30 protein-coding genes and 2 tRNA genes are annotated in these 26764 nt (G+C 70.3%); 19 read left to right on the top strand and 13 right to left on the bottom strand.

Annotated features, from left to right (window positions below; genetic code table 11):
* Positions 1 to 280 precede the first annotated feature (280 nt).
* A complete protein-coding gene (locus ACL02T_RS08610) occupies positions 281 to 562 on the bottom strand; it encodes a DUF1876 domain-containing protein (RefSeq protein WP_412830081.1) in 282 nt (93 codons plus the stop codon).
* 236 nt (positions 563 to 798) lie between these two features.
* Here ACL02T_RS08610 and ACL02T_RS08605 point away from each other — a divergent pair, with 236 nt between their 5' ends.
* Together ACL02T_RS08605 and ACL02T_RS08600 are read left to right on the top strand one after the other, a co-directional pair.
* On the top strand, positions 799 to 1011 hold the full coding sequence (locus ACL02T_RS08605) for a hypothetical protein (RefSeq protein ID WP_412830080.1): 213 nt from the start codon (positions 799 to 801) through the stop codon (positions 1009 to 1011).
* Positions 1008 to 2162 (top strand): CapA family protein, encoded by a 1155-nt coding sequence (locus tag ACL02T_RS08600; protein WP_412830079.1) that lies wholly within the window; start codon positions 1008 to 1010, stop codon positions 2160 to 2162. Before ACL02T_RS08605 ends, ACL02T_RS08600 begins: the two co-directional genes overlap by 4 nt.
* A gap of 80 nt (positions 2163 to 2242) precedes the next feature.
* Here ACL02T_RS08600 and ACL02T_RS08595 read toward each other — a convergent pair whose 3' ends face one another.
* From ACL02T_RS08595 to ACL02T_RS08585, 3 genes are all read right to left on the bottom strand, one after another.
* Positions 2243 to 3583, bottom strand: a complete 1341-nt coding sequence (locus tag ACL02T_RS08595; protein ID WP_412830078.1) for a phosphoribosyltransferase family protein — start codon at positions 3581 to 3583, stop codon at positions 2243 to 2245.
* A 124-nt stretch (positions 3584 to 3707) separates the two neighbouring features.
* A complete protein-coding gene (locus ACL02T_RS08590; protein WP_412830077.1) occupies positions 3708 to 4595 on the bottom strand; it encodes a class I fructose-bisphosphate aldolase in 888 nt (295 codons plus the stop codon).
* Positions 4596 to 4781: 186 nt separating this feature from the next.
* Positions 4782 to 4952, bottom strand: a complete 171-nt coding sequence (locus ACL02T_RS08585) for a DUF6307 family protein (protein WP_412830076.1) — start codon at positions 4950 to 4952, stop codon at positions 4782 to 4784.
* 328 nt (positions 4953 to 5280) lie between these two features.
* On the opposite strand from ACL02T_RS08585, the gene ACL02T_RS08580 reads away from it, so the two are divergent.
* Entirely contained in the window at positions 5281 to 5964 is a 684-nt protein-coding gene (locus tag ACL02T_RS08580; protein WP_412830075.1) for a DUF2267 domain-containing protein, read from the top strand.
* The gene (locus ACL02T_RS08575; protein WP_412830074.1) at positions 5964 to 6761 is read left to right on the top strand and encodes a ribosome hibernation promotion factor; all 798 of its coding nucleotides are present in this window, start codon (positions 5964 to 5966) and stop codon (positions 6759 to 6761) included. The genes ACL02T_RS08580 and ACL02T_RS08575 overlap by 1 nt, the downstream gene beginning before the upstream one ends.
* Positions 6762 to 6810: 49 nt before the next feature.
* On the opposite strand, the gene ACL02T_RS08570 is transcribed toward ACL02T_RS08575, so the two are convergent.
* The gene (locus ACL02T_RS08570; RefSeq protein WP_412830073.1) at positions 6811 to 7419 is read right to left on the bottom strand and encodes a CBS domain-containing protein; all 609 of its coding nucleotides are present in this window, start codon (positions 7417 to 7419) and stop codon (positions 6811 to 6813) included.
* A 283-nt stretch (positions 7420 to 7702) separates the two neighbouring features.
* Between ACL02T_RS08570 and ACL02T_RS08565 the strand changes: the two genes are divergently transcribed.
* Together ACL02T_RS08565 and ACL02T_RS08560 are read left to right on the top strand one after the other, a co-directional pair.
* Positions 7703 to 7945 (top strand): hypothetical protein, encoded by a 243-nt coding sequence (locus ACL02T_RS08565; RefSeq protein WP_412830072.1) that lies wholly within the window; start codon positions 7703 to 7705, stop codon positions 7943 to 7945.
* A 204-nt stretch (positions 7946 to 8149) separates the two neighbouring features.
* On the top strand, positions 8150 to 9079 hold the full coding sequence (locus tag ACL02T_RS08560) for a tyrosine-type recombinase/integrase (RefSeq protein ID WP_412830071.1): 930 nt from the start codon (positions 8150 to 8152) through the stop codon (positions 9077 to 9079).
* Between the two features lie 62 nt (positions 9080 to 9141).
* Here ACL02T_RS08560 and ACL02T_RS08555 read toward each other — a convergent pair whose 3' ends face one another.
* Positions 9142 to 9576: a hypothetical protein gene (locus tag ACL02T_RS08555; RefSeq protein ID WP_412830070.1), complete on the bottom strand. Its 435-nt coding sequence runs from the start codon at positions 9574 to 9576 to the stop codon at positions 9142 to 9144.
* A 438-nt stretch (positions 9577 to 10014) separates the two neighbouring features.
* Here ACL02T_RS08555 and ACL02T_RS08550 point away from each other — a divergent pair, with 438 nt between their 5' ends.
* The 12 genes from ACL02T_RS08550 (at position 10015) to ACL02T_RS08495 (ending at position 19813) form a co-directional block, all read left to right on the top strand.
* Entirely contained in the window at positions 10015 to 10311 is a 297-nt protein-coding gene (locus ACL02T_RS08550; RefSeq protein ID WP_412830069.1) for a hypothetical protein, read from the top strand.
* Positions 10312 to 10517: 206 nt separating this feature from the next.
* Entirely contained in the window at positions 10518 to 11129 is a 612-nt protein-coding gene (locus ACL02T_RS08545; protein ID WP_412830068.1) for a helix-turn-helix domain-containing protein, read from the top strand.
* 273 nt (positions 11130 to 11402) lie between these two features.
* Positions 11403 to 12215: a hypothetical protein gene (locus ACL02T_RS08540; RefSeq protein WP_412830067.1), complete on the top strand. Its 813-nt coding sequence runs from the start codon at positions 11403 to 11405 to the stop codon at positions 12213 to 12215.
* Between the two features lie 275 nt (positions 12216 to 12490).
* Positions 12491 to 14845: a phage tail protein gene (locus ACL02T_RS08535; RefSeq protein ID WP_412830066.1), complete on the top strand. Its 2355-nt coding sequence runs from the start codon at positions 12491 to 12493 to the stop codon at positions 14843 to 14845.
* An 86-nt stretch (positions 14846 to 14931) separates the two neighbouring features.
* Positions 14932 to 15150 (top strand): helix-turn-helix domain-containing protein, encoded by a 219-nt coding sequence (locus ACL02T_RS08530; protein WP_412830065.1) that lies wholly within the window; start codon positions 14932 to 14934, stop codon positions 15148 to 15150.
* Positions 15151 to 15543: 393 nt separating this feature from the next.
* Entirely contained in the window at positions 15544 to 16560 is a 1017-nt protein-coding gene (locus ACL02T_RS08525) for a hypothetical protein (RefSeq protein ID WP_412830064.1), read from the top strand.
* Positions 16561 to 17015: 455 nt separating this feature from the next.
* A complete protein-coding gene (locus ACL02T_RS08520) occupies positions 17016 to 17723 on the top strand; it encodes a VG15 protein (protein ID WP_412830063.1) in 708 nt (235 codons plus the stop codon).
* Positions 17716 to 17910, top strand: coding sequence for a hypothetical protein (locus ACL02T_RS08515; protein WP_412830062.1), 195 nt, complete (start codon positions 17716 to 17718; stop codon positions 17908 to 17910). The genes ACL02T_RS08520 and ACL02T_RS08515 overlap by 8 nt, the downstream gene beginning before the upstream one ends.
* A complete protein-coding gene (locus ACL02T_RS08510; RefSeq protein WP_412830061.1) occupies positions 17907 to 18260 on the top strand; it encodes a hypothetical protein in 354 nt (117 codons plus the stop codon). The genes ACL02T_RS08515 and ACL02T_RS08510 overlap by 4 nt, the downstream gene beginning before the upstream one ends.
* Positions 18261 to 18569 carry a DUF5403 family protein gene (locus ACL02T_RS08505; RefSeq protein WP_412830060.1) on the top strand — a complete coding sequence of 103 codons (309 nt, stop codon included), beginning with the start codon at positions 18261 to 18263 and terminating at the stop codon, positions 18567 to 18569.
* A 74-nt stretch (positions 18570 to 18643) separates the two neighbouring features.
* Positions 18644 to 19141: a hypothetical protein gene (locus ACL02T_RS08500; RefSeq protein ID WP_412830059.1), complete on the top strand. Its 498-nt coding sequence runs from the start codon at positions 18644 to 18646 to the stop codon at positions 19139 to 19141.
* Positions 19142 to 19285: 144 nt separating this feature from the next.
* Positions 19286 to 19813 (top strand): hypothetical protein, encoded by a 528-nt coding sequence (locus ACL02T_RS08495; RefSeq protein WP_412830058.1) that lies wholly within the window; start codon positions 19286 to 19288, stop codon positions 19811 to 19813.
* A 1066-nt stretch (positions 19814 to 20879) separates the two neighbouring features.
* Here the strand turns inward: ACL02T_RS08495 and ACL02T_RS08490 are convergent.
* The 7 genes from ACL02T_RS08490 to ACL02T_RS08460 all read right to left on the bottom strand — a co-directional run bounded on the left by ACL02T_RS08490 (position 20880) and on the right by ACL02T_RS08460 (position 25697).
* Positions 20880 to 20953, bottom strand: a tRNA-Ile gene (locus tag ACL02T_RS08490).
* Between the two features lie 203 nt (positions 20954 to 21156).
* Positions 21157 to 21217 (bottom strand) — tRNA-Ile (locus ACL02T_RS08485).
* Positions 21218 to 21394: 177 nt separating this feature from the next.
* Positions 21395 to 21832, bottom strand: coding sequence for an SRPBCC family protein (locus tag ACL02T_RS08480; RefSeq protein WP_412830057.1), 438 nt, complete (start codon positions 21830 to 21832; stop codon positions 21395 to 21397).
* A 3-nt stretch (positions 21833 to 21835) separates the two neighbouring features.
* Positions 21836 to 22672, bottom strand: a complete 837-nt coding sequence (locus ACL02T_RS08475) for a phosphoenolpyruvate hydrolase family protein (protein ID WP_412830056.1) — start codon at positions 22670 to 22672, stop codon at positions 21836 to 21838.
* Entirely contained in the window at positions 22669 to 23853 is a 1185-nt protein-coding gene (locus ACL02T_RS08470; protein ID WP_412830055.1) for a Tm-1-like ATP-binding domain-containing protein, read from the bottom strand. The genes ACL02T_RS08475 and ACL02T_RS08470 overlap by 4 nt, the downstream gene beginning before the upstream one ends.
* A gap of 21 nt (positions 23854 to 23874) precedes the next feature.
* On the bottom strand, positions 23875 to 24138 hold the full coding sequence (locus ACL02T_RS08465) for a DUF8847 domain-containing protein (RefSeq protein WP_412830054.1): 264 nt from the start codon (positions 24136 to 24138) through the stop codon (positions 23875 to 23877).
* A gap of 287 nt (positions 24139 to 24425) precedes the next feature.
* Positions 24426 to 25697 carry a DoxX family protein gene (locus ACL02T_RS08460; protein WP_412830053.1) on the bottom strand — a complete coding sequence of 424 codons (1272 nt, stop codon included), beginning with the start codon at positions 25695 to 25697 and terminating at the stop codon, positions 24426 to 24428.
* A 101-nt stretch (positions 25698 to 25798) separates the two neighbouring features.
* On the opposite strand from ACL02T_RS08460, the gene ACL02T_RS08455 reads away from it, so the two are divergent.
* A complete protein-coding gene (locus ACL02T_RS08455; protein ID WP_412830052.1) occupies positions 25799 to 26764 on the top strand; it encodes an ROK family protein in 966 nt (321 codons plus the stop codon).

Below are 26764 nucleotides of genomic sequence, written 5' to 3'. Positions count from 1 at the left end.
GACGTCGGTGCTCTGTGTAGCCGGGACCGTCGACACACGGAAGAGCAGAGCCGATTTTGTCGCCACTCGGATCAAGCCGGTACCTCCGATCGCGAGGTCGTTGCGAGCAGAACCAGGCCTCCGCAACCTCCCGGAGACACCGAGTTCACGAGAACCTCTCGAACGCACCGTGTTCACGAATTCCCCGGGTTCGCCGGGGGCTCCCGCGGCTCGCGCCGCGACCCGGCGACCTCGCGGGCCCACCGGCCGTCGTGCGGTCGGCGTGGCAGGTCCCGCCCGCTCAGCCACGCACCCGCGCGGTCGCGTCCACCCGCTCCAGGTCCTCGGCCGCGATCTCGAGCAGGCGGTGGCCGAGCTCCGACAGCGCCCGGGCGACCGCCAGCTCGTCACCGATCTCCGGCACGTCGCGGTCGGTGGGGTTCAACCTCGCCAGGCCCACCCCCACCACGGAATCGGCGTCCCGGGTGTGCAGCCGCGCCACCGCACGCGTCCTCCCGTCGTGCTCGTCGATGTCGATCGCTACCGTCCACCGCTTCGCCTCGTGCACGACGTCCTCCTCCATCGCTCGTCTCCGGTGCCCCCGACGGTCCTCCACGGCGCGCACCAGGACGAGGGCCCTCCTTCCCGGGCCGGGAGGGCCGATGAGCCCGCCGCCGCAGAGCCTTCACGAGGCTGCGCCGACCTCGGCCACTCGACCCGGCCCGACCGGGGCGCGGCGAGCATCGGACCCGCGGGCCACCGACCGCGTGCGGACGTTCGGCCCTGGTCGCCGCCGACCTGCCCGGCGAGCGTCGGGGGATGGACGAGCGGCTCCGCAGCCCCGACACCACGCGTATTGACGCACGGCGTGACCTCCACGGGGCGGACGGCCCCTTCGCCACGGTGTACGTCGACACCCGCGCGACCTCGGTCGAGGAGCTCCTGCCCCGGTGGCGGGCGGTGCAGGCCGACCCCGCCGAACCCGCCGGCCGGCCGCGGGACGGCAGCGGCGCGCTCTGCGGGTTCCCGTGACCTCCCGCGGGCGGGAGCGCCGGGGACACGGCGGGGCCCCGGCACGCGAGGACCTCACGATCTTCCTGAGCGGCGACGTGATGCTCGGGCGCGGGATCGACCAGATCCTCCCCCACCCCGGGGACCCGCAGCTGCGCGAGCGGTCCGTGCGCGACGCGCGGACCTACGTCCACCTCGCCGAGGCCGCCGGCGGCGCCGTGCCGCAGCCGGTGGAGCCGGGGTGGCCGTGGGGCGACCTGGCCGCGGTCCTGGGCGAGACCGCGCCGGACGCGCGCGTCGTGAACCTGGAGACCGCCGTCACGACGTCGTCCTCGTTCGCCCCGCACAAGGCCGTGCACTACCGGATGCACCCGGCCAACCTGCCCACCTTGCACGCCCTGCACCCCGACGTGTGCTGCCTCGCCAACAACCACGTCCTGGACTTCGGCACCGAGGGCCTGCGCGAGACGCTCGACGTCCTGGCCGCGGCCGGGTTGCGGACCGCCGGGGCCGGGCGGGACGCGACCGAGGCGTGGCGGCCGGCCGTGGTCCCGTTGACGGGCGGCAGGCGTCTGGTCGTGCTCTCGGTCGCGCACACCTCGAGCGGGGTGCCGCCGGGCTGGGCGGCCACCGCCACGCGACCCGGGGTCGCCCTGGTCGCCGACGACGTCGACCGGTCCGTCGACGAGGTGGTGGCGAGCCTCGCCGCCGTGCACACGCCCGACGACATCGCGGTCGTGTCGGTGCACCGGGGGTCGAACTGGGGCTACGAGGTCGGCGCCGAGCAACGGCGCTTCGCCCACGGCCTCGTCGACGCCGGCGTCGACCTGGTGCACGGGCACTCCTCGCACCACCCGCGCCCGGTGGAGGTCCATCGCGGCCGGCTCGTCCTCCACGGCTGCGGCGACCTCGTCGACGACTACGAGGGCGTCAGCGGGTACGAGGAGTACCGGGCCGATCTGCGGCTGGCGTACCTGGCCACGCTCGACCCGACGACCGGCGCCCTCCGCCGGCTCCGCATGGTTCCCCTCCGCTCCCGCCGCCTGCGGCTGCAGCGCGCCTCCGCCGAGGACGCCGAGTGGCTCGCCGCGACGCTCGACCGGGCCGGTCGGCCGTACGGGTCCCGGGTCCGGACCGGAGCGCACCACCTGCTCGACCTGGCCACCGTCTGAGGTCGCCACGATCGCCGCACCGCCACGGCTCCTGCAGCGCGCTCACCGGCCGGCAACCCGGTCGACCTGCGCCGGGGGCGTCAGGCGACGGGGTGCGGTGCGGCGACGAGGTGCTCGCCGAACCAGTCCCGGGCCAGCGCCGCGGCCTGCCCGAGGGCGCCCGGTTCCTCGAACAGGTGGGACGCGCCGGGCACGACGGCCAAGCGGCTCGGGCAGCGCAGGAGCGCCTGGGCGCGGCGGTTGAGCTCCAGGACCAGCGTGTCGGCCCCGCCGACGACGAGCAGGGTGGGCGCGCGGACCTCGCCCAGCCGCACTTCCGCCAGGTCCGGGCGCCCGCCGCGCGAGACGACCGCGCCCACTGCCGGGTCGTCCGCCGCAGCCCACAGCGCGGCCGCCGCGCCCGTGCTCGCCCCGAAGTAGCCCAGCGGCAGCCCGCGGCACTCCGGCAGTCCGCGGGCCCACCGGCCGAGCTCGGCGAGCCGGCCCGCGAGCAGTTCGACGTCGAACACGCGGGCGCGGTCGAGCTCCTCCCGTGACGTCAGCAGGTCGACCAGCAGGGTGGCCAGGCGCGCCCGCTGCAGCACCGTCGCCACGTACCGGTTGCGCGGGCTGTGCCTGCTGCTGCCGCTGCCGTGCGCGAACACGACCAGCCCCGTCGCCCGCTGCGGAACCGTCAGGTGCCCGGCCAGTCGCGCCCCTCCGGCGGCCGTCTCCACGTCCTGGTCGACGGCGCCGTCCGGGGCGGGCGAGTCCCCGGCGGCCGGCTGCACCGGCGAGGTCACCGGCGCCGCCCGCTCGAGGAGGTCCACGACCTCCTCGTCGGAGGTCTGCCGGAAGTCGCGGTAGAACTGCCCGACCGCGCCGAACCACTCCGGGACGTCCAGGCAGACCAGCTCGTCCACCTCGTGGCGCAGCGCCCGGGCCGCGTCCGGCGCGCACACCGGCACCGCCAGCACCACCCGTGCCGCCCCGTGCGCCCGCGCCACCCGGCACGCCGCCTGCGCGGTCGATCCGGTGGCGACCCCGTCGTCGACCAGGACCGCGGTGCGGCCCTGCAGCGGCAGCCGCGGCCGGCCCCGGCGGAACCGCGCCGCACGGCGCTCCACCTCCGCCCGCGCCCGCCGCTCCACCTCGGCCAGCTCCGACTCGCTGACGTGCATCGCGTGCACGACGCGCTCGCCGAGGACGAGAACGCCGTCCTCGCCGACCGCACCCATCGCCAACTCGGGCTGGAACGGCACGCCCAGCTTGCGCACCACGATCACGTCCAGCGGCGCGTCGAGCGCCCGGGCCACCTCGTAGGCGACCGGCACGCCTCCCCGGGGCAACCCGAGGATCACCAGATCCTCCCGGTCCGTCCGCAGGTGCCGCAGCCGCGCCGCCAGCCTGCGCCCGGCGTCCACCCGGTCGATGTACGACATGGCGCCCCTCCCCCGCTCCACCGTCGACGGTCTGCCGCTACCGCGCCGCGGCATCAGCCACGGCCGTGACCGGCGGCCGGCGGGGCACAGGTGCCGAAGGACCCGCCCGGCGCCGCAGCGGCCCTCAGGACGGATACTTCGCCAGGATCTCGCGGAGCCGGTCGACGAACCGCAGGGACTCGTCGTGCCCTCGCTGCCAGACGTTGCGCCCGAAGATCAACCCGGTCGCGCCGGCCTCCATCGCCATCCGGGCCTTGTCCAGCATGGCCTCGTCGCCCGTCCGGGAGCCGCCGGAGACCAGCAGCAGGGTGCGGTTCGCCGACCGGACGACCGCGTCGATCGCCTCCTGGGCCTCGACCGGGTGCCGGTACTCCTCGGGCACCCCGGTGTGCTTCTCGGGGTGCGGGAAGTTCACCTTGACCACGTCGGCGCCGAGCTCCGAGGCCACCCGCGCGGCGTAGTCGACCTGGTAGAACGAGTCCTTCCCGCCCTTCTCCGCCACCACCCAGCCGCGCGGGTAGGCCCACACGATCAGCGGCATCCCGAGCCGGTCGGCGTCCGTGCGCACCCGGCGCAGCTGCGCGTAGTCCGCCTCGGCCGACGGGGTGCCGACGTAGAGGGTGTAACCCACCGCATCCGCGCCCAGCCGCACCGCGTCCTCGACCGAGGCGTGCAGCGGCGAGAGGGCGGCGTCGTCCGGCGGGATGTCGGTCTTCCCGTTGAGCTTGAGGACTAGCGGAACCTCGCCGGCGTACTCCCAGGCGAACTTCTCGGCCAGGCCGATCTGGAGCACGATCCCGTTGAAGCCGCCCTCCACGGCCAGCCGCAGCACGTACCGGGGATCCGACGCCGCCGGGTTGACGGCGAAGTCCCGCGGGCCGTGCTCGAGGCCCTGGTCGTAGGGCAGGAACAGGCCGGTCCCGTTGCGCAGGCCGTGCTCGTGCAGGATGCGGTGCAGGCGGGCCCGCTTGCCCGCGGACAGGCCGATCTCGGTCACTCGGGGCCGCGTCATGGCAGGCCTCCCGTCGTGGTGGTGGTGGTGGCGTCGGAACGATCGCGGGCACCGAACCGGCCGCCCACGTCGAGGAGGTGTTCGGCGCAGACCCGCGGAGCGCACCGCGAGGCGCGGCACCCCGGTCGAGCACGGCGGCGGTACCCCGGAGTCCGCCGGTGCGGGCCCGGTCGCGGCGCAACCGCGTCAGCGGATGTGCTCGGGCACGTGGTCGAGGACCTGCAGGATGTGCGTGGCCAGGGCGACCGCGGCGTCGTGGTCGAGCTCCGAGTGATCCGTGATCGCCGATGCCACGAGCTCGACGCGCCGCTCGTGGGGGGTGACGGGGGGCCGGGTGGTGGTCACTGTGGTCGTCATGGGCGGTGACGCTAGGAGGAGCGACGCGCCCGGAGCAGGGGCGGAGGACCCGGCCGCCGAGTGCCCGACGACCCGTCGACGGGTCGCGTCACGAGGCCGGAGAGGGTGGCGACGACCTGGGGAAGGACGCGCCGCACGACCGGCGAGAGCCGGTCATCGAAACCGAACTCCACCCCGGTGACCGTGCCCTGCCCGACGGGGGACACACCACCGATCGTCCCGGACGGCGGGTGGCATTCGGCCCTGTCGTGCTCGGGGAGGTCGGGCCAGGTTCGCGGTACCGCCGGTCCACCCGACCGCCCGGGTCCGTCCCGAGAGGAGCACCCCCATGACCACGGACACCACCCGGCACGTCGACTCCGGCGTCGTCGCCCTGGCCGAGGCCGAGCGGATCGCGCTCGAGTGGGTCGACACCGTCGCCGAGGCCCTCGGGACCACCGACCGCGACCACGCCTATCGGCTCCTGCGGGCCTGGCTGCGCGCGGTGCGCGACCGGCTGGAGATCGACGGCGCGGCCCACCTCGCCGCACAGCTGCCGCTCCTGCTGCGCGGCGTGTGGTTCGACGGGTGGCGGCCCGCGCAGGTGCCCGTCAGGTACGGGCCCGAGGACCTCGTGGCCGTGGTGTCCCGCGAGGCGCGGGTCGCTCCGTCCGAGGCGCGCCGGGCGATCCCCCTGGTGACGCGCGCCCTGGACCGACGGTGGGCCACCGAGCAGACGGACCACCTGCTGGCGCAGCTGCCCGGATCACTGCGCGAGCTGCTCGCGTCCGGCGCCGGGGCACGGCACGACCAGCCCCTGGCCGACCGGTCCGGGGAGCCGGACGCCTCCGGGACCACCGAACCCGCCGACCGGCTCGAGGCCCTCGAGCGGAAGGTCGACACCGTCGTCGAGGCACTGCGCGCGCTGCTGCACGGGTTCGAGAGCCCACCGACGGAGGAGCCCGCGGGCGGGCGCACGGTCGAGGCCGCACACCGCGCGCACCGGATCCTGCTCGGTCCGGGGGCGCAGTGATGACCCGCCCGGCCATCGCCGTCCTCGTGCAGCTGACGGGCGACCACCTGCCGGGCACGCGGGAACGGGCGGAGGAGAAGATCCGCGCAGCACTGCGGCACGCCCGCGGCCCGGTCCTGCACACCCGCGTCCGGATCGGCCGCCACCCCGATCCGGCGGCGCACCCGCCGGTGGTCGCCGAGGCCACCGTCGACGTCGACGGACACCCCGTCCGCGCCCGCGTCCACGCCGGCGGCGACACCGAGGCCGTCGATCTGCTGGCGGACCGGCTGCGCAGGCAACTCGTGCGCGACCGCCACCGCCACTCCGCCCACTGGGAGGACCGCCGCGGGGAACAGCCCGCGGCGGACCCGCAGGAATGGCGCCACGCTCAGCTCGTCCCGCCGCGGCCCACCTTCTTCCCGCGGCCTCCGGAGGACCGGCGCATCGTCCGGCACAAGACCTTCACCGTCGGGCGGGTCGACCTCGACGAGGCCGCGTTCGACCTCGAGGTCCTCGACCACGACTTCCACCTGTTCACCGAGGTGGGGACGGGCCTGGACGGCGTGCTGTACCGGACCGGGGACGGGCTGCGGCTCGCGCTCGTCGAGCCTCGACCCGAGGCACTGGCCCCGCACTCGGTCCCGGTGGACGTCAGCCCCCACCCGCCCCCCGCCCTGACCACCGTCGAGGCCTGCGAACGGCTGGGGCTGCTCCTGCTGCCCTTCCTGTTCTTCCTCGACGCCGACCGCGGGCGCGGCGCCGTCCTCTACCGCCGCTACGACGGCCACTACGGTGTGATCACCCCGGCCGGCTGAGACCTCCGCCGACGATCCGGGTGGTAAGGCCGCGGCGGCGGTCCGGGCCTCACCCGCGTGCCGGAACGATCCGCACGTCGACCACGCCGGGTACGTTCTGTGCGATCACGGTGGCGACGTGCCGCTCCGTCGCGTCCTCCGTGTCGTCGGCGAGGGTCACCACGCCGTCGTGCACCGACACGGTCCAGCGGTCCCGGCCCGCATAGTTCCGCAGGCCGCGTCGCACCGCGTGCTCGATGACCTCGTCCGGGCGCCCGACCGCCCCGAGGACGTCCCGGCGGCTGACGATGCCGACCAGCCCCCGGCCGGGCTCGACGACGGGCACCGACCGGATGCCCCGTGCGCGCATGGTCTCGACCAGGTCGGCGGCGTCGGTCCAGGGCAGCGCGGTGACCACGTCGGTCGTCATCACCTCCCCGACGGCCGGGGAGGGGGGGCCCGCGGCGAGCTCGGCCGCCAGCCGCGGGGAGCGCGCGTCGTGTCGCAGGCGCCCGGCGAGCAGGTCCGCCTCGGTGACGATGCCCAGCAGGTCGTCCCGCTCGTCCACGACCGGCAGGGCGGTGAACCCGTGGCCGGTGAGGACGCGCGCCGCCTCGCGGACGGAGGTGTCGCGCCGGACGGTCACGACGTCGCGGGTCATCACGTCCCGGGTGAGCACGGGCCCGTCCTTCCGGACGCACACCCCGGCGCGGCGCTCTCGTCCCCGACCCGTCCACGCCGACCGCGGTCGGTGGTGCCTGCTGCCGTCTGGTCATCCTTGTCCACGTTCCCGGGCCCCTGCCGTCGTCACCGTCCGTCCGTCCGTTGTAGGCCGAACCCGCCGTGATGGGCAGGGCCGCTCGGCCCGACCCGGGCCGAGTCCCGGCCGGGAACGCGGGGCCGTTCGGCACTGCGCGCCCGGCCGGCCGGCGGCGTACACAGACGGGGAGCCCGAGGAGGTCATGATGTCCTGCTGGTGCGGACACGGCCCGTGGCACCACTACGGCCACGCCTACCCCCCGCCCGCCTACCCCCTGCCCGGCTACCCGGCCCCGGAGTACGCGCGCCCGTACTGGGAGCCCGGTGGCCGGCGGCGGCGGACGGACGAGGAGCTCGAGCGGCACCTCGCCGCGCTGGAGGAGGAGATCGCCCGGCTGCGCGAGGAACTCGCCGCGCAGCGCCGGAGCGGGGACCAGCCGGGCTGAGTGCGTCCGGCGCGGCGGACGGTGCAGTTCGTGCCGCCGCGGCCGACGGGTGGGGCAGGTCGGGCTCGAACCGACGACCTGACGGATTATGAGTTCCGAGACGCTGATCAAGTCTCTGACCTGCGGAAACGTGCCGCATTTGCGGCAGCAGGAACCGGAATCCGGTAGGGTCTACGCCCCCAAGAACCGATCTTGGGAGGCAGTGTGCAGACCAACATGGACGATCTCGCCGAGGTGGTCCGAGACTTCCGCCGGGCGTTGTTCGCCCGCGGGCGACAGCCGTCCACGGTGAACGACTACACCGACAGCGCCAACGCGTTCCGTGACTGGTGCGTCGCCGAGAACATCCCGACCGACGTCACCATGATCCGCCGCCGCCACATAGAGGCGTACCTCGCGGATCTCGGTCAGCGAAAGCAGCTCCGGTACACGCACAAACGCGTCTCCCCCGCGACCGTCGCGAAGCACTATCGGAACCTGCGGCAACTCTTCCGGTACGTCCACGAGGAAGAGATCATCACGGATAACCCGTTCGACAAGATCCGACCGCCGAAGGTCGACACGAAAGCCGTTCCGGTCATGCCGCACGACGAGATTAAGCGGTTGCTGAGCGCGTGTGCCGGACGGGACTTCCTCGCTCGCCGGGACACCGCGATTATCCGTCTCCTGCTCGACACCGGGATGCGGGCCAGCGAGCTGACCGGGATCATGCTCGATCAGATCGACTGGAACACCGATTCGATCCTGATCACCGGCAAGGGTCGCAAACAGCGGATCGTAGGGTTCGGAGAGAAGCCGGGAGAGGCGTTACGCCGGTACCTCCGCGTCCGACAGCGGCACCCGCGTGCCGCGCTCCCGAACCTTTGGCTGGCCGAGAAGGGTGGGTTCACCCACCACGGCGTGCGGGACATGCTCACCCGGCGCTGCCGAGAAGCCGGGATAGAGAGGATCAACCCGCACAGGTTCCGGCACACGTTCGCTCACGAATGGCTCGCGGCTGGGAACGGAGAGACCGACCTTATGCGTCTCGCCGGCTGGTCGTCTCGTCAGATGCTTGACCGCTACGCAGCGAGCGCAGCGTCCGAACGGGCGCTAGCCGCTCATCGCAGAGCCCGGCTCTCAGACAAGTACTGACCTCGATATGAAACGGCCCCGGCGCCTGGTGCGCCGGGGCTTCCTGCTGAGCGGCAAGGGTTCTAGCCTTGATCGGCAACGATCTTCCGGGCTTCCTCGGTGGCCGCACCTCCACCCCGGCCCATTCCGGTAGGGGACAGAAACCCTGCCTTCCGAGCCCTCAGCACGTGACCCTTGACGGTCCCGACAGGACGCCCGATCGCGTCCGCCAGGGTCTCGTTCACTGCCCGGTGTCCGGGCACTCGGGAGACCTGCTCGTACGCCACGGCGAGGTGTGCCAGGTAGCGGTCTGTGATCTCCCCGCCGGACTCATCCCACGCCCTGGCAAGCGCGACCAGGCCATCAGCCTGACCGGCGGCCCGGCGCTGCTGGACCGCCGAGCGGCGCAACGGTTCCATGATCGTCCGGAACGCGGCGTTCAGGGTCTCTAGCGTCAGCTCGCCGTCTCCGACGGCCTTGACGGTCACCTCGACCAGACGGCCGTTGTCGCGGCCCACCACGACCTCGAACGGGCTCGTGATCGTCTCTCGCTCTAGCGCCATAACCGCAGCTTACACCCGTGACACTGTCGCAGTGTTGCGCGACAGTCGACCGTCGTGCTACTGTCGCACCACTCGATCAGCTGATCGGACAGGGAGACCAGTAACGGACCGCAGAGCGGGCCGGTGGCCCCGAGCCGGACGCGCTACCCGCCCGCCACGCGGGGCCGCGCTGGACAACCGAACAGACCGTGAGCGTGGGGATCGACCCACGGCTCTACCTGCCAGGACGTGAGCGCGTCGGGAGTCTCCCCTAGCTCACCGAGCGGGACGGGGATCGTGCGGCCGGTCTGGCCGCCACCCCCACCGAGCCAACAGGAAGACGAACGCGGATCACGGAACCAACAAACAACGGCGTACAGCCGTCCAACCTACCCGCAAAGGAAGCACGCACTGATGTTCAGCACGCTCCCCGCCGGTCGCGAGATCCTGGCTATCCCCTGCTGGATCTACGCGATCGTCACCGCGAACACCCCCGAAACGTACGCGCTGGTCGTCTACTCCTCGCCACTGATCGGCGAGACAGACGAGATGTTTCGCCCGGTCAATGACTACCTGGCCGGGAAGTGCTATTGGCTCCCGATCAACTACTACGTAGAGGATCCGGAGATGATCGGCGGCGCGGATCATCGCGTCTACTCGATCTACCCGCGATGCCCGGGCGTTGACGTTCCGCACGTCTGCGCCGAGTAATACGACCAGGAAGAAGAATCAGTGAAATCGAACGAACGTGTGCCGCTCTGGCACATCTGCCACAACACGGGAATAGACCGTGCGGACCTTGTCCCCCTGCTCGATCAGATCGGGATGACCGTCTACGCAGACCCGCTCGACGGCCGGGTCTACGTCTCCCGGCAAGAACTCGGTGACCTGCTCCGGTCGGTCGCCGAGGGGGCCGTGTGAGCGCCGGGTTCGGCGCCGCGGTCCGCGATCGGCTCGGCGACCAGGCGACGCCCGACGTGATCGCGCTGGCGACGGCGATCAGCGAGCGGGCCGAGGACGATGGCAGCCTCGCCCGCACGAAAGGGCTGTTCTCCGAGGCGGGGCTATCCCACCCCGAGGGTGCTGTGGCCTTGGGCGTGATCCGGGATGCCGGCCTGTTCGGCCAGGGCGAGGACGGCCGGTGGCGGATCGAGGTATCCGCCGAGCCACGGTTCGAGTGGGACCGGGGCCTTCAGTCTGCGAAGGAGTGGTCGCTAGAGCTCGCGGCGTGCCGCGAGATCGGCCCTACCGCGAAGCTGGTCGGGTGGGTGCTGCGGGAGTACGCGCACACAGAGACCGGCACGGTCTACCTGTCCAGCGGTCGGCTCGCGGCCGACCTGGGACGCAACGAGGACAACGTCAAGACCTACCGCGAGAAGCTGCAGACCGCCGGTTGGCTCGAATGGACCGGCGAGTATCGGTATCACCCGGGCTCGCCAAACAGGATGAAGCTCTGGCGACTCACGGTTCCGGACTGCCCGTGCGGACACCACGGGCGAGGGGGTAATCCCGCAGAGCCTAGGGGGTAATCCTGGTCTGCGGGGGGGGTAGTTTTGTAGTGCGAGGGGGTACCCGGGTACCCCACATACAGCCAAGTACTTATACAGCCGAGGCTTATACAGCCGAGGCTGGTACAGCCAAGCCGATCAGGACTTAGCACTACTGCGAGCCGTTCCGGCTTGGGGCCTCCACGGCTCTACTCAACTCATCCCTCGCCGCAACAATAGCCGAATAACCGAGGGGGTACCCGTCTACCCCCTCGTGTTGGGTCAATCCACCCCGCTAGGGGCGCAGGAGAGGTTATGTCTAGAATCATCACAGCTGATTGTGTCGTCTGCGAGACGACGTTTACGTATGAGTACCGTGGTGGCCGGTACCGCCGGTTCTGCTCGGACGACTGCGACCGAGCGAAGGGCGCGATCGACAAGCGACGCGAACGAAACGCGGAGCGACCACGCGAGAGACCGGACGGGACGGTCTACGTCCCGGATGAGTACCCGGTGACGGTGTCGGCGCCACCGCGTGATCTCGACTGGCAGGCCGGACGGGAACGCTCCCGCGCTCGCCGGGAGCGGGCGAGGTTACGGGCCGAGCCCGAGGGAACCACGGTTGATCGCCGCTACTCCGATCCCACCGACGATCAGGACGAGTCAGTCCCCGAGTCGCCCGAGACGGGGATTAGGGACCTCGTCCGCGCCGGGCACGGGTTCGGGATGGACGACCAGCGAGCGCACGACCAGGACGCTCTACGGTACGTCCCAGCGCGCCGTCGGGAAGCTGTGCGGGAATGGTTCCGGAACCCGCCCAACGCGGACCTTCCCGCCCCTCCGCTCGCGGGGCTGGCGGGCGTGCCCCACCGGCCGGGAGACCGGCAGACCCCGGTAATCGGCTCTGATCGGCCGTACGTCGACACGTACAGAAAGCCGGAGTACCAGCGCGGCACCGAGACGCCACGCCCGTCGATGTCCTGGCAGGACCACCGAGTCACGGAGATCGGCCGAGCGTGGCCGTGGGACGACATCGTGGAGTGGTCCGGGTTCGGTTGCTCGCGCTCGCCGCTGGCGCATCTCGCGCCGTTCGTGTCGATAAGCGAGCCCGCGCTACTCGCGGCGTGAGAGTGTCGCTTTTTCTATAAGAGTGGAGGGGTAAGGCATGGACTCCCTTGTCCCTCCCCACATTTTCCCGGGATCCTTCTCCCCGGGACGCCGGACGGCGATTAGGACCCGCCACGTCCGGCACGGATCGGCCCGACCCTGGCGGGGGTCGGGCCTTTCCTATTTCCGGCCTGCCATCGCCGGACGATCTTTGGCTCGGCGGGTCGGTCCGTTCCCCGCCGAGTCACCGCTAAGGAGATCGTCAAAGAATGGCAGACGCACAGACCGTAGGCAGGGTGGCCGTAAAGGTCCAGCCTGATACGTCCAAGTTCCGGGCTCAGCTCCGGAACGACCTAAACAAGATCACTCAGAACCTCCGGGCCGTGGTCGGCGTGGCCGCCGACGCACGAGGGCTCCGGCAGGATCTGACACGTTCCGTAGACCGTGCCTCCGCCGGTCTGAGCGCCACCGTGGGCGCCGCGTTCGGCGGCCGGGTGTCCGCGATGCGGGCTACGCTGCTTGCGCTCGTGACGCGGGCTCAGGCGGGAGTCTCGGCAGAGATCCCGGTCAGGTTCGATACCCGTCGTCTCGCCGAGCTAGGGAAGTCGCTCGGCGGTGGTGGCGGCGGTTCGCCGGGGAAGATCCTCGCGAACCTCACGCGCTCGATCGCCGCGCTCGCCGCGCTCGGCGGATCCGTCCAGACGATCACCGGCCTGACCGCCGCGCTGTCCCAACTCGCCCCCGCCGCTCTGCTCCTGCCCGGCGTGCTCGCCGCCGCGGGCGCCGGTTTCGCTGCTCTGAAGATCGGCATGTCCGGCGTCTCCGACGCCCTGTCCGGCGACGCCGAAGCGATGGCGAAGCTTGCCCCGGCCGCTCGTGAGACCGTGGCCGCGATCCGCGGGATGCAGCCCGCGTGGGACGGACTGAAGTCGTCCGTACAGGGTGCCCTGTTCGAAAACCTCGCCGAGCCGATCCGACAGCTCGGCGCCACGTACCTCCCGCTACTGAAGACCGGCCTTACCGGGATCGGTGGCGGACTAAACGAGATCGCCCGCGGCGCTCTGGCCGCGACGAACAACGAGTTCTTCCGCGGCGATGTCGTCCAGATTCTATCTAGCACCGAGGCGATGTTCCGGAACATGCGGAACTCGCTCGGCAACCTGCTCTCCGGTTTCACCGGGCTAGCGGCTGTCGGCTCGACCTATCTGCCCGCGCTCGGCAACGCCGTCTCTGACGTCTCCGCTCGCTTTAAGCAGTGGGTGGATGAGGGTATCGAGACGGGTCGTATCGAAGCACTGATCGATAACGCGATCCAGGGTTTCCGGGATCTCGCCGGGATCGTCGGCAACGTCGGCTCGATCCTCGACTCTTTGTTCTCCGGCCTCTCGGCCGGGAACGGTGCCGCTACCTCGTTCCTCGGTTCGATCCGCGAGACCACGGCCGCGGTCGCCGAGTTCATGGCGTCCGTCCAGGCTCAGGAGGCGCTAGGCGCGCTCGGCGAAACTCTCCGGGTCACCGGCGAGGTCGTCCGCACGGTGCTGCTGACCGCGCTTCAACAACTCGCCCCGGTGATCGTCGCGGCCGGTCCCGCGTTCCAGACGATGGCGCAGACGCTCGGCGGAGTGCTGGTCGGCGCTCTCCAGACGCTCGGCCCGATGCTGACCGGGTTCGCCACGTTCCTCTCGAACAACCTGCCTCTAGTCCAGGCACTGACGGTCGGTCTGGTCGGCGCGGCCGGCGCACTGAAGATCCTCGGGCCGCTGGTTTCCGGGATCACCGCTGTGATCCGAGCGTGGTCGATCGCTCAGGGCATTCTGAATATCGTTCTCGCGGCCAACCCGATCGGGCTGGTCGTCATCGCTATCGCTGCCCTGGTCGCAGCGATCGTGTACGCATGGAACAATAGCGAACGATTCAGAGAAATCGTCCTCGCGGTCTGGGCGGCGGTCAAGTCCGCCATCTCAACTGCGGTCGATACGATCAAGGGCATCCTGTCGTGGTTCGGACAGCTTCCCGGCCTGATCGCCGGATGGTTCGGCCAGGCGAAGGATTGGGCGGTCCGCAAGTTTACCGAGCTGGTCGATTGGGTGCGCGGGATCCCGGGCCGGATCCTCGGCGCTCTCGGCAACCTCGGCTCGCTACTGCTCGATTCCGGACGCTCGCTCGTGTCCGGCCTGCTGAACGGAATCAAGAATGCGTGGAACTCGGTAGTCGATTGGGTCAAGGGCGGACTGTCCCGACTCCGCGGGCTGTTCCCGTTCTCTCCCGCTAAGTGGGGGCCCTTCTCAGGATCCGGCTACACGACACACTCGGGTAAGGCACTGACGCGTGACTTCGGTGAGTCTATCCGCAAGGGTATGCGTGGCGTCGCCCAGATCGCCCGCGATTCGATGTCGGGCATCCACGATGTTCTGTCCGAACCGATCGATGTCGGAATCAACGCTCGGATGGACGCTCAGCTAGCGACCCTTCCGAGCGGGTCCTACTCGGCGGACGTTCGTTCCGCGGTCACGGCAGACGGCTTCGGCTCACTCGATGAAAAGGTTGCCGATGCCGTAGAGCGTGCCCTGAGCACCTGGGAATGGAAGATGAACGACCAGGCCGTCACTAAGGCGGTCAACAAGCGCAACACGGCGCAACGGCGCCGCTGATCTATGACGGGTGCCCCGGTTCGTCCGGGGCTTCCGTTCCTTCGTGTCCCATTTCGCTACTAACAACTACTCACAAGGAGGAAGCAATGCCGATCAGTATCGCGGACCCGCAGAAGGTCCGCGCCGCAATCATCGCGTCCGGACTGACGCATCGAGAGATCGCCCGCCGGGTCGGCGTTTCGGATTCGTCCGTGTCGCACTGGTTCACCGGATGGCGCCGTCCGTCGCCACGCAACATGGTTCGGCTCGCCCAGGCTATCGGCGTCGATCGATGGTCGCTCGTGTGGGACGAGATTCCGCGATGAGGCCGGTACTCCCCGAGCATGCCCCGCCACCGTGGGCGAGGTTCGATACCGACGCCGTCACCGACGACATGGTGAGGCTCTGTCGCATCGCCGCCGAGATGGCGATCGACCGGGGCTATACCGACCCGGAAGACGTATTCCAGTACGCGGTCTCTGTAACCGCGATGGCCGCAATGTGTAGTGCACAACGATACGACGGGAGAAACGATGGGTAAGACCCTCGCACAGGTCTTGACTGAACTACGGGAACGGGACGAGCAGGATCCGGCCGCCGCTAGAGCGCGGACGTACTACCGAATCACCGGTGACCGCCGATACTTGGACGAGACCGTCTCGTCCGTGGATGTCGTCCGCGACCCGGACACGAGTAACGATCGATAAGGAGTAAATCGAATGACCGACCTTAAGACGAGCCTCATGCAGATCACCCGGCTCCCTGACGTTCCGAGCCCGACCGGCTTCGATCCGGAGACCGGGAAGCTCACCGGCCCTAACGTTTTCGATCCGACCGCACAGTATCTCGCGATCCGCGATAGCGACGGTGCCGCGGTTCTGCATCCCGAGAGGCTGGAGGCGGAAGAGCGTGCCCGCTCGCTCAGTGCGCTGGAGCGTTTCGGGGCGGCGCTTCCACCGCGCATCGCCGAGCTGCGTAACCTGTCGGCGGCGATCGACCAGGCTCGGTATATTCCGGACCCGCTGAGCATTTCTGACCTCACGGCGGACAACGCGGCCGACAAGATCCGGGAGTTTGCGACCGCCAAGGCACTGGCATCCGCCGCACAGGAGGAACAGCGCAACCTAGGCGGACAGATCCGCCGAGAGATGACCAACCAGTTCCGACAGTCGATCGGGCATTTCCTCGGCGAGAAGCCCATTCGGGCCGCGTTCGATGACGCTGCTAAGCGGTTCGCACAGGCGTATCCGGTGGTGCGTGAGTGCCGTTCCCTGACGGACGCCGCCGCTATGGACGCGACCGGCGCCGGGGTTGTTGCCTGGCACGCCGCGACCCGCGCCGCCGCCGACCTCGACGCGGTGGTCGGTCTCCTGGTCGGGATCATCGCTCCCGCGTGGCAGGGCGTGCGAGAGGTCTCCCCGCGACTCCGCACCGAACCCGCCAGGATCCTCGGTCTCTCGGCCGACCCGACCGACGACGGGGTTGCGTACCTGAGTGCGCTCCGGGCTCACTCGATCGAGTCGCACGATCGACTCCAGATCATGGTCAACGGTCGGTACTCCCTGGCGACCGCCACCCCGGACGCTCTGCCGTTCGGTGTGTTCGGCGCCCAGGTGGATGCCCAGTGTGTCCTGTCCCTTCCTGCCGACGCTGCCCAGCTTCGAGACCGTGCCGAGCGGTTCAATCCGGGCGCTGTCCGGGACGCCGCGATCCTCGACGCGGTGGGGGGCCGCTGACATGAGCGGCGACGCGAAACGGGCGCTGCTCGCCCACCTCTTCCCGGAGCCGACCGACGAGACGCCCAACCAGAAGCCACCCGCCCGCGCTGTCGACCCGTCGCAGGGGAAAGGCAGCGAGAACCCGCCGGAATCCGGCGCTGCGTTTCTCGCCTCTCGGCTCGGCGGTCGAGTGGGAGAGTCGCGCACTCGGTGGCGGAACCCGTGGTGATTAGAAAGAGGTGCCGTGATGAGTAGGCGGAAGCCGTGCGCCCGGTACGGGTGTCCGGCGACCAGAGAAAAGGGCCACACGCACTGTTCGGCGTTGTGCGCCGGGCTCGATCGAGAGTTCGACAAGATCCGCCAGGCGTGGGAACGAAACCCCGACCAGGCCGAGCGATTAGAGCGAGAGTGGGATCTGCTCTCCACGGTCGCTATCGAACTGTCGTGGTACCGGTACGAACGGGAGCAGGCTCGTGTCTCTGCTGACTGACTACGTCGCCGGTAACCGGCGGATCGTGCTGCCGGTCGCCGAGGCGTTGCTACGGGTCGTCTGGCCGTACCGGGTCCCCGGCGCTAGTACTTCGCTGGAGCAGACCGGCACGGCCGTGCTCGCCGCGTTCTGGCCGCTGGTAGAACAGGCGCACCGGGAGACCGGTGAGCTGGCCCGGGAGTATTACGACGCTGAGCGAGAGGCGCGTACGGGGCTCCCACCCGTGCCGTTCTTCCTCGCCGAACACAAACGCGATTGGCTCGCCGAGAAGCTGGCCGAGCCGCTGATAGCGCTGCACCGGGATCCTTCCGACGCCCGGGCCGCGGACCTCGCCGGGGCGGCGGTCCGGGAAGTCCAGGCGGGCGGACGCCGCACCATACAGCGCGGAGTAGAGGCAGACCCGGTCGCGCTCGGGTGGGCGCGTGTGGAGACCGGGGGTTCCTCGTGTGCGTTCTGCACTCTGTTGATTTCCCGCGGGCCGGTCTACAAAGACGCGGAATCCGCGGGGGAGTCGAACGCGTACCACCGAGGGTGTGACTGCCGGGTGGTCCCGGTTTTCGACCGGGCTAGTTTCCCCGGCCGGGATCAGTACCTCGCCGCAGAAAAGGAATGGGTCAAGGCTACCCGTGCTGCCAAACAGAACGGGACCGACCCGATCAACGAACTACGAAAGAGGTTGCAAAGTGAGTGAGTACAATCTGATCCGTGAGACGGCCGTTCAGGAGGACCTGACGACGCTTCGTATCGAACTCGCGAGGATCGCGGGAGAGCGTTTCGTGGCAAATCCGACCCTTGCTAAGCCGTACGCAGAGCTGCTGGCGGACCGGCTGACAGCCGATTTCGGCGACTTTCACGTCCTCGATCGGGAGGGCGTGTGAGCCTGCTCGATCGGGGAACAGACGTAGTGACAGTGTTTCCCGAGGAACCGGCGACGGACCAGGACGGTAATCCGATCGTCCGGGCGTCGGCGGTCGGGATCGTGGCGCGTGCGACGGTTCAGCCGCTCGGGACCAGTACCGAGGATCAGAACGCGGTCGGGTACGTCCCGAACGCCCCGACCCGCTACCGGGTCCGTTTCAGCCGGGCGGACGAGCAGAACCTAGGCACGCTCGGCCGCGCTACGGAGATCGAATGGAACGGGGAACGCTGGTCCCTGCTCGGCGATCCTGTCCGGTACGGCGGTTCTCGCCGTACCGCCCACACTGACTACACGATAGGCCGGCTCTGAATGCGCCGGGTAGATCTGTACTCAGACAAAGTGATAGGTCGGATTCTCGCCGACCACGACGACGTCAGAGGCGCTGTGAAGGACGCCGCGGACGAGATCGGGGGACGAGCGCGGGGTGTGCTCTCAGGGCACACGCACGCGGGTGATGCGCGGATCGTCGTAGAGCACGGCGATACGGATTCGCTGGTCTCTCTGGACGACCAGCGCGGGCAGTGGGGCGCGCTGTCTATCGAGTTCGGTCACCACGCCGAGGACGGAACGCACGTTGAAGGCGTTCACGCCCTGTACATCGCTGCTGGGCTGCTCTAGCGGAAGGTCAACATTTCGAGCAGACTGGTCGTGTGTCGGATGACGCTAAGACGAGTCGTCGTATCCCGGAATCGGTGACCGCTGCACGTATCGCAGCGGTCGCCGCTGTCGGCGGTGCATTGGTCGGAGTGATCGGCGCGGGCGTTCCTGCTCTCATTCAGTCGCAAGCGACGCGTGAGCAGTTCCTCAGGGAACAGCAGAGGGCTGCGTATACTGAATTCGTAAACGGCCTGAGCTTTCATGGCCGTCTAATCGATGACCTTCAGTTCGGTCCTCCGAGTGGAACTACAGAGGGAGAGTTGGATAAGGCTCTGGATGAAGCGCAGGAGGGGGCCTCGGCGCTACTCCTTGTAGGCTCAGTCGAGGCAGCGCAAGCTGCTCGCAACATATCTGCCATGCTTCCCTCGTACACGAGGACAGCTTGGCTGGAAGCGCAGCAGAAAGATCTTCCTATCGGCACTAAACCGTCCTACGAGTGGGAGGAAGAGATCGATGATGGCGTCAGAGAATTTGTTGAGATCGCACGTAATGACCTAGGCGTAGGGGGCAATCCCCTCCCGCCACCTGATTGACCGCCGCGTAATGCGGCTGCCCGGCCGTGTACGGGTTCTGAAGTCGATGGGACGGCCGGCCTGGCTCTACATGTACGGGTTTCGCGGCCTCCGGCCCATACCTGCGACACGAACGGGTGGCGCCTACCAGTACGCTCACGCACTGTGACTAATCAGGGTTTGGTCAAGTTCGTCGTGGAGACCGACGGACGAGACCCACAAGAAGTCTTCTCGCTCTGCAAGATCACGTTCGACTCGCTGAACGTACGCAAGGCGGATTTCAACGGCGCTCCCGCGATGACTCAGGCAGCGAGCAACCCGAGGCCGGAGACGGTGAACCTGTTCCTCACGATGCTCGCCGACTCGGACGACGAGTTCGTGGAGTCGGTGGGGGCCGTTCTTAGCGCCCTCTCCAACTTCGGGCTGCGAGTCGTAGGAAGTCCAGAGATCCGCAGCGTCAAGCCGGTCGAGCCCGTCACGGTGAAGACCGACGGTGTTGCCTACGACGAGGAAGCACAGGAACTCGTGATCGACACGTGGGCGCCCTCGTGGCACGACCTGGAGATCGAGGTGTGGAAGGACGGTGACCGAGTCACCGCGATGATCACTGACCGCGAGTCGGGCCGTCCGCTTCAGCAGGTCGTGAAGCTGAAGAAGCTCACCATCAAGCGCCCGGCAGGCATGGCTGACTGAGCCCCGTTGCCCGGTCAGCGTGGCCCGGGCTCAAATCCGTAGGGAGTCCTGGCTCCGCGGCGCCTCTCGCCCGGCCGCAGTGACCCGGCCGCAGCCGCAGCACCGATCGCCCGTAGTGCGTCGTCCCGAGTCGAGGCGTACCCCTCCGACGCGTCGCCGCTGTCGGGCGTGTACCGCCAGTGCCAGCCTCTCCGCTCTACCCACTCGATTGATCCCCGGTCGCTCACGGGTGCAGTCTTTCGGATTTCCGAAAGGCTGTCCACCTAGCGTCACCTCGTGGCGGATGACCTGGACGACCTGGCGCGCCTGCTCGCTGCGCCGGTCTCCGGGCTCAGTCAAGACGAACTAGTCGACGCGGTGAAACAGGCGGAACGGATCCGACGTGCGAGCAGAGAGCGGACTGGGCGCCTGCTCGCCGAGCTACACGCACGCGGGCTCTCGTGGCCCGCTATCGCTCGCCTGACCGGGATTAGGCAGACCACTGCCTACGAATGGGCACAGGACTACTCGCGCCCCGAGTAGCGGTGTGATTCGTCAACCCGCCGGGCTCTGAGCGTTGGTTGTCAATACCGTCTCGTGTAGCGTGGTGTGTGCACGCTACGCGTGAGAATGGCACCGGAACCGGGATCCGTCCCCGCCAAGAGTCGAACCCGGCCCCGGCGCCCAACGGGTTAGTCGTGGTCGCTCAGGTGCAGCAGCACGTGAACGATCACGGCTCCCACCCGCACGAACAGACCGAGCACGTCCCAGCGGGACGGCTTGTCAGTGCGCTTGCGTCTGGCCAACGAAACCTCCTCTCGCGCTCCCGGTGAGTCCCAGCGTTGCCGGACCCCCGACCATGCGAACAACGACAACACTGATCGTATAGGTCCGGAAGGACAGAACTGCGGCTAGGACACGTCCAGGATCGTCACCCGGGGTCTTCTATCGGCCGAACGGCCCATTACCTTCTCCCATACGGGAGACACGCGACGACGACCGTGCGTCGTATAGAGACCGCCTAGCGGGACTGTTTCTGCCGCTAGTCGCCGTGAGAGAAACTTCCCCCGATCAGGTAACCGGTGTGTGCCCCGGGCAGGATTTGAACCTGCGACCTGACCGATTATGAGTCGGCTGCTCTAACCGCTGAGCTACCGGGGCCTGCCTGGACCTTAGCGTCTTGCTGGACGTTGGTCAGAGCACCCCGGAGGGCGACGGGCTACCGCACCGGCGGGACGAACCGGAGGCAGCGAGCTGCCCCGGCGTGAGACCTCCGGTCTCCGTAATCCGTAAGGCTGTCGGGGCTCGAACCACCAGACTGATCAGCGATCAGGCTGCTGACCTGCTATGATGGTGACATCTAGCGGGGCAGGACGACCTGACGGATTATGAGTCCGCTGCTCTGACCAACTGAGCTACTGCCCCGTGCGGGACAGGCTAGCGGCCGCCCCCGACGGGACCACCCCACCCGTGCGTGCGCGCGACCCGCGAGCGCGGCGCTCACAGGGCGCAGGGACCTCGCCGGAGATCCTGGACGGTCGGAGCACCGACGCCGTCGGCCGGGCCCAGGTCGTCCCGGGCTCGGCCACCGCGGGCCGCTGATCAGGCGAGCTTCTTGCGCAGCCCGTCGATGCCGCCGGCGTAGACGCCCTGGGCGAAGGTCTGGTTCAGCTCCGCCTCCTGCCCCGCGTCCGCGTCGTACTCCGACCACCACTCGACGAAGCTCTCGCCGGTGTCGGTGATCGGAGCGACGCGGACCGTCGACACGTAGCGGCGCGCGTTGAAGGGGTTCGCGCCGGTGAAGGCGTAGGTGAGGGTGCGGTCGGCGTCGTCCATCGAGAGCAGCTTCTCGTCGAAGGGGTCGCCGCCGTCGGCGAGGGTCAACCGGCGCACGGCCCCGACCGCGCCGTCCGTGCCCTCGACGATCTCGCTCCTCGCGACCGCGGGCAGGAAGGCGGGCAGGTCGTTGAAGGCGCGCAGCAGCGCCCAGACCTTGTCGGCGGGCGCGGCGACGACTCCACTGGCGTACGGACGCGGCATGGTTCAGTCCTCTCGGTGCAGGGCGTTCTTGAAGGCGCGGGTCTGCTCGACCAGCGCGGTCTCGGTGGGCAGGCGCTCCATGGAGGACGCGCCGTAGAACCCGTGACAGGCCGTGGTCCGGCCCAGGACGTAGGCGGCGTCCTCCGGCATGGCGATCGGGCCGCCGTGGCAGAGGACCAGCACGTCGTCCCGCACCTCGAGCGCGGCGGCGGACCACTCGTCGATCAGCGCGACGCAGTCGTCGAGCGTCTTCGCGGTCTCCGCGCCGATCGAGCCGCCCGTGGTGAGGCCCATGTGACACACCACGATGTCCGCCCCGGCGCGGGTCATGGCGCGGGCGTCGTCGGCGGAGAAGACGTACGGCGTCGTGAGCAGCTCCTGGGCCCGGGCCGCGGCGACGAGGTCGACCTCCGGCCCGTACCCCATGCCCGTCTCCTCGAGGTTGGCCCGGAACACGCCGTCGATCAGCCCGACGGTCGGGAAGTTCTGGATGCCGGAGAAGCCGAGGTCGGCCAGCTCCCGCAGGAACCGGTCCGTCAGCATGAACGGGTCCGTGCCGTTGACGCCGGCGAGCACCGGAGTGCGCCGCACGACCGGCAGCACCTCGGCGGCCATCTCGACGACGATCTCGTTGGCGTTGCCGTAGGCCAGCAGGCCCGCCAGCGAGCCGCGCCCGGCCATCCGGTAGCGGCCGGAGTTGTAGATCACGATGAGGTCGATCCCGCCGGCCTCCTCGCACTTCGCGGAGAGCCCGGTGCCGGCGCCCCCGCCGACGATCGGCTCTCCCCGGCGGGCCATGTCGTGGAAGCGCTCCATCAGCTCGGAGCGGGCGAACCTCATGCCGTGACCTCCCGCCACGCGGCGACGACCGCATCGGCGAACTCGGGGTCGTTGATCGCCACCGGGATCTTCCGGAGGACGGCGTGGTGCTCCAGATCGGACTCCAGCGCGGCGAGCAGCGCCGCGTCGGCCTCGGGGTCGTGGAACGGCTGCCCGGGCACGTCGAGCAACGAGACCCCGCCGGTGGGCACGAGGAACAGCGCGGGCCCGGTGAAGGCATTGATCTTGCGGGCGAGGAAGGCGCCGATCTCGGCGTTCTCCTCCGGTGTCGTCCGCATCAGCGTGACCTGGGGGTTGTGCTCGTAGAACAGCCGGTCGGCGAAGCGCGGCGGCACGGTGTCCCGGGCCCCGAAGTTGACCATGTCGACGGCCCCGACCGACCCGACGTACGGCACCCCGGTGCGGGAGATCACGTCGAGCCGGTCCTCCCCCGCGGCCATGACTCCGCCGACGAGCAGGTCGGCCACCTCGGTGGTGGTCAGGTCGAGCACGGAGGACACCAGGCCGTCGTCGACGAGCTTCTCCATGGCCTTCCCGCCGGTGCCCGTGGCGTGGAAGACCAGCGGGTCCACCTCGAGCCCCAGCCGCTCGACGACGGCGCTGACCAGGGGCGTCGTCACGCCGAACATGGTCAGTCCGACGGCCGGGCGGTCCTCCCCCGCCGGGATCTCGTGGGTCATCGCCCCGGCCAGCATGTGCGCCGCGTTGCCGAGGACGAGCCGGGAGATGCGGGTGATCCCGGCGACGTCGGTGACCGAGTGGAGCATCGCGATGTCCGCGGCGCCGACGTACGGGGCGGTGTCGCCGGAGGCGACGGTCGAGACCATCACCTTGGGCACGCCCACCGGTAGCGCGCGCATCGCCGGGGTGACCAGTGCGGTCCCACCCGATCCGCCGAGGCCGAGCACACCGCCGACGTCCCGGGCGGGCAGCCAGCGCTCGAGCGCGAGGGCCATCGCCGCGACGGCGCTGCCCCGGTCCCCGGTGAACACGGCCGCGGCGCCGTCCGGGTGCGCGGCGGCGATCTCGGCCGCCGGCACGTCGGCGAGCGCGGCCGTCTCGTCGGAGGTGGACACGTCCACCGAGGTCACGCTCACGCCCGCGGCGCGGAGCAGCTCCGCGACGTGGCGCAACTCCGCGCCCTTGGTGTCGTGCGTGCCGATCACGTACGCAGGACCCACGACTGGAGTCCTACCGCACGATCACTCCTCGCGCAGCCGGTACTCGCCGCCGTGCCCCGCGACCTCGTACAGGTCGTAGTGGTGGACGATCTTGGGTCCGCCGTGCAGGTGGACGTGCCGGACCACGGCCGGTGCCTCCTGCTCGGCGGGGCGCGTGCGGATCCGGCCGTCGAGCGGGCCGCCGACGAACCAGTAGGTGTCGGGCGGGGGCTCGTCGGCGGGGTCCGGCCGGGGCGAGCGGGAGGCGACCCAGTCGTCCCAGTCCTCCTCCGAGGCTGCGGGCATCCGGCCACGGTACGTGACCGTCCGGGGACGGCGCACGATCGGCGGGATCACGGAGGGCGCGACTCGCCGAAGCCCACAGCGCGACTCGCCGAAGCACACAGCGCGACTCGCCGAAGCACACAGCGCGACTCGCCGAAGCACACAGCGCGACTCGCGGAAGCCCACAGCGCGACTCGCGGGTCACGGCGCGCGGCGGGGACACGGGACGGCCCCGCCACCGGGGCACGTCGGTGGCGGGGCACGTCGGTGGCGGGGCCGGGGTCGTCCGGTCGTGCGGGTCGTGTGTGTCAGGCGACGGCCTTGGCGCGCTTGCGCGCGTCCCGGGCGATCCCCTCGACGGCCTTGGCGCCGGCGACTCCCGCGGTGGTGCCGGCCTCGGCGGCGCGGTGGGCGACGTCGCTGCCGAACTTCGACACCTGCTCGCCGGCATGCGCGGCCAGCGCGGTCAGCTGGTCGACGTAGCCGGGTGCCTGGGTGCGTGCCTTCTTCGCGGCCTTGCGGGCGGTCTTCTCCCACTCGGCGCGCTTCTTGTCGGCGGCCTTCTCCCACTGGGCGCGCTTCTTCGTGGCGGCCTTCGCCCACGCGTCGCCCTTCTGCTCGGCGAGCTTCTCCCACGCCCGGCCGCGCCGATCGAGCTCCTTCTGCCAGTCCGCGCCGCGCTTGTCGACCTCCTTGCGGAGGGCTGCGCCGCGCTTCTCGGCCCGCTTCGCGGCCTTGGCGGCCCGCTTCGACAGGTCCTCGCCCCACACCGACGCGTGGTCCGAGGCGGTGGTGGCCCAGCCGGAGGCGCGGTCGGACGCCGTGGCGCCGAGGGCGGCGGCCGTGGCGGCCAGGGCGGCGGCCCGCTCCGAGGCGGTGGAGCCGAGCTCGGTGGCCCGCGCCCTGACGACCGGCGCCTTCTCGGCCGTCGCCGCCGAGAGCTGGTCGGACAGGGCGGACGCCCTGCCGGCCAGCTCGGCTCCCCTGTCCCGCAGCTCGTGTCCCTTGCCGGCCAGGTCCGACCCGCGCGACGAGCCCGAGCCGGCGAGCGCCGGCACCAGCCCGGTCACCGCCCCGGTGGCGGTGTGCGCAACGCCGGAGACCGCCTCGACCTGCTTCTCCAACGCGGTCGTCGCGGCCGCGGCGGCCTTGCGGCTGCGCCAGGCGACCGAGGGCTTGCCGTGGGTGTCGGCCGCGGCGATCATCAGACCGCCGAGCAGGCTGACGTTCTTGAGGAAGTGGATCTGCTGGGCCTGCTTGGCCTCCGGGTCGGACTCCTCCCAGAAGCGGTGCGCGGCCAGCGTGGTCGGGATCAGGGTCGCGGCGAGCGCGGCCGACGAGGTGCGGGGCAGCTTGCCCAGCGCGAGCAGCGTCCCGGCAGCGACCTTGACGCCGGCCTCGGCCTTCACCAGTGTCTCGTTGTCGGGGCGCCTCTCCAGCGGGGACAGCTCCACGGCCTTGTCGATCGCGGGCGAGGCGTAGTCCAGGACGGGCTTGGCGGCCTCGGCGTGCGCCTGGGGTTGACGCAACGCGTTGATTCCGCCCGAGATGAAGATGGCGGCCAGCATGGGGCGGGCCACACGACGCAACAGAGGCATGGGGCGGCTTTCCCCACGCCCGCCCGTGGCAAACACGCGGGTACCGCTGGCGGGTGGCCGGTGCGGTTCGGAATCATGCCGGAGTGGCGAGATATGCGATCGGGTTGGACATCGGCGGCACCAAGGTCGCCGGAGCCGTGGTGGCCGGGGACGGGTCGGTCGTCGACGAGCTGACCGAGCCCACCCCGGCGATCTCGGACGCCGCGACCATGTCGCGCCTGCTGCTCGGGATGATCGAGGCGCTCCGCGCCCGCAACCCCGAGGTGCTGGCCGTCGGCGTCGGCGCGGCGGGCACGGTCGAGTGGCCCGGCGGGAAGATCCTCTGGGCGCCGAACAACGAGTACCGCGACTGGGCCGTGCGGGCCGAGATCGAGCGGGCGACCGGCCTGCCCGCCGTGGTCGACAACGACGCGAACGTGGCCGGGCTGGCCGAGGCGCGCCTGGGCGACACCCTCCACCAGGAGATGGTGCTCGTCACCGTCGGCACCGGGGTGGGCAGCGGGATCGTGCTCGGCGGGCAGATCTACCGCGGCCCGCGCGGGCTGGGCGCCGAGCTGGGCCACATCATCGTCGACCCCGGCGGCCCGCTCTGCGGCTGCGGCAACCGCGGCTGCCTCGAGTCGCTGGCCTCGGGCACCGCGCTGACCCGCACCGGCCGCGAGGCCGCCGCCGCGGAGCCCGACGGGCTGATCGCCCGCCTGGCCCGGGACAAGAACGTCGAGGTCACGGGCCAAATCGTGACGGAGGCGGCGCTCCAGGGCGATTCCACGGCGCGGCGGCTGTTCCAGACCCTCGCCCGGTGGCTCGGCATCGGGATCGCCTCGGTCACCACGATCTTCGAGCTCGACGCCGTGGTGATCGGCGGCGGCGTGGTCGACACCGGGGAGCTGCTGCTCGCGCCGCTCCGCGAGGCCGCCGCCGAGTTCGCCTACGCGAAGGAGGTCCGCCCTCTCGTCCCGGTCCTGCCGAGTACGTTCGGCAGCGCCGCGGGCAAGATCGGCGCGGCCCTCCTGGCGCTGGACCACGCGGACGACCCGGTCACCCGATAG

It is taken from the genome of Pseudonocardia oceanicola, from assembly GCF_047200735.1.
GTDB lineage: Bacteria > Actinomycetota > Actinomycetes > Mycobacteriales > Pseudonocardiaceae > Pseudonocardia.
The sequence above is the reverse complement of the archived record's forward strand: the minus strand, read 5'-3'. Positions and strand labels throughout refer to the sequence as shown.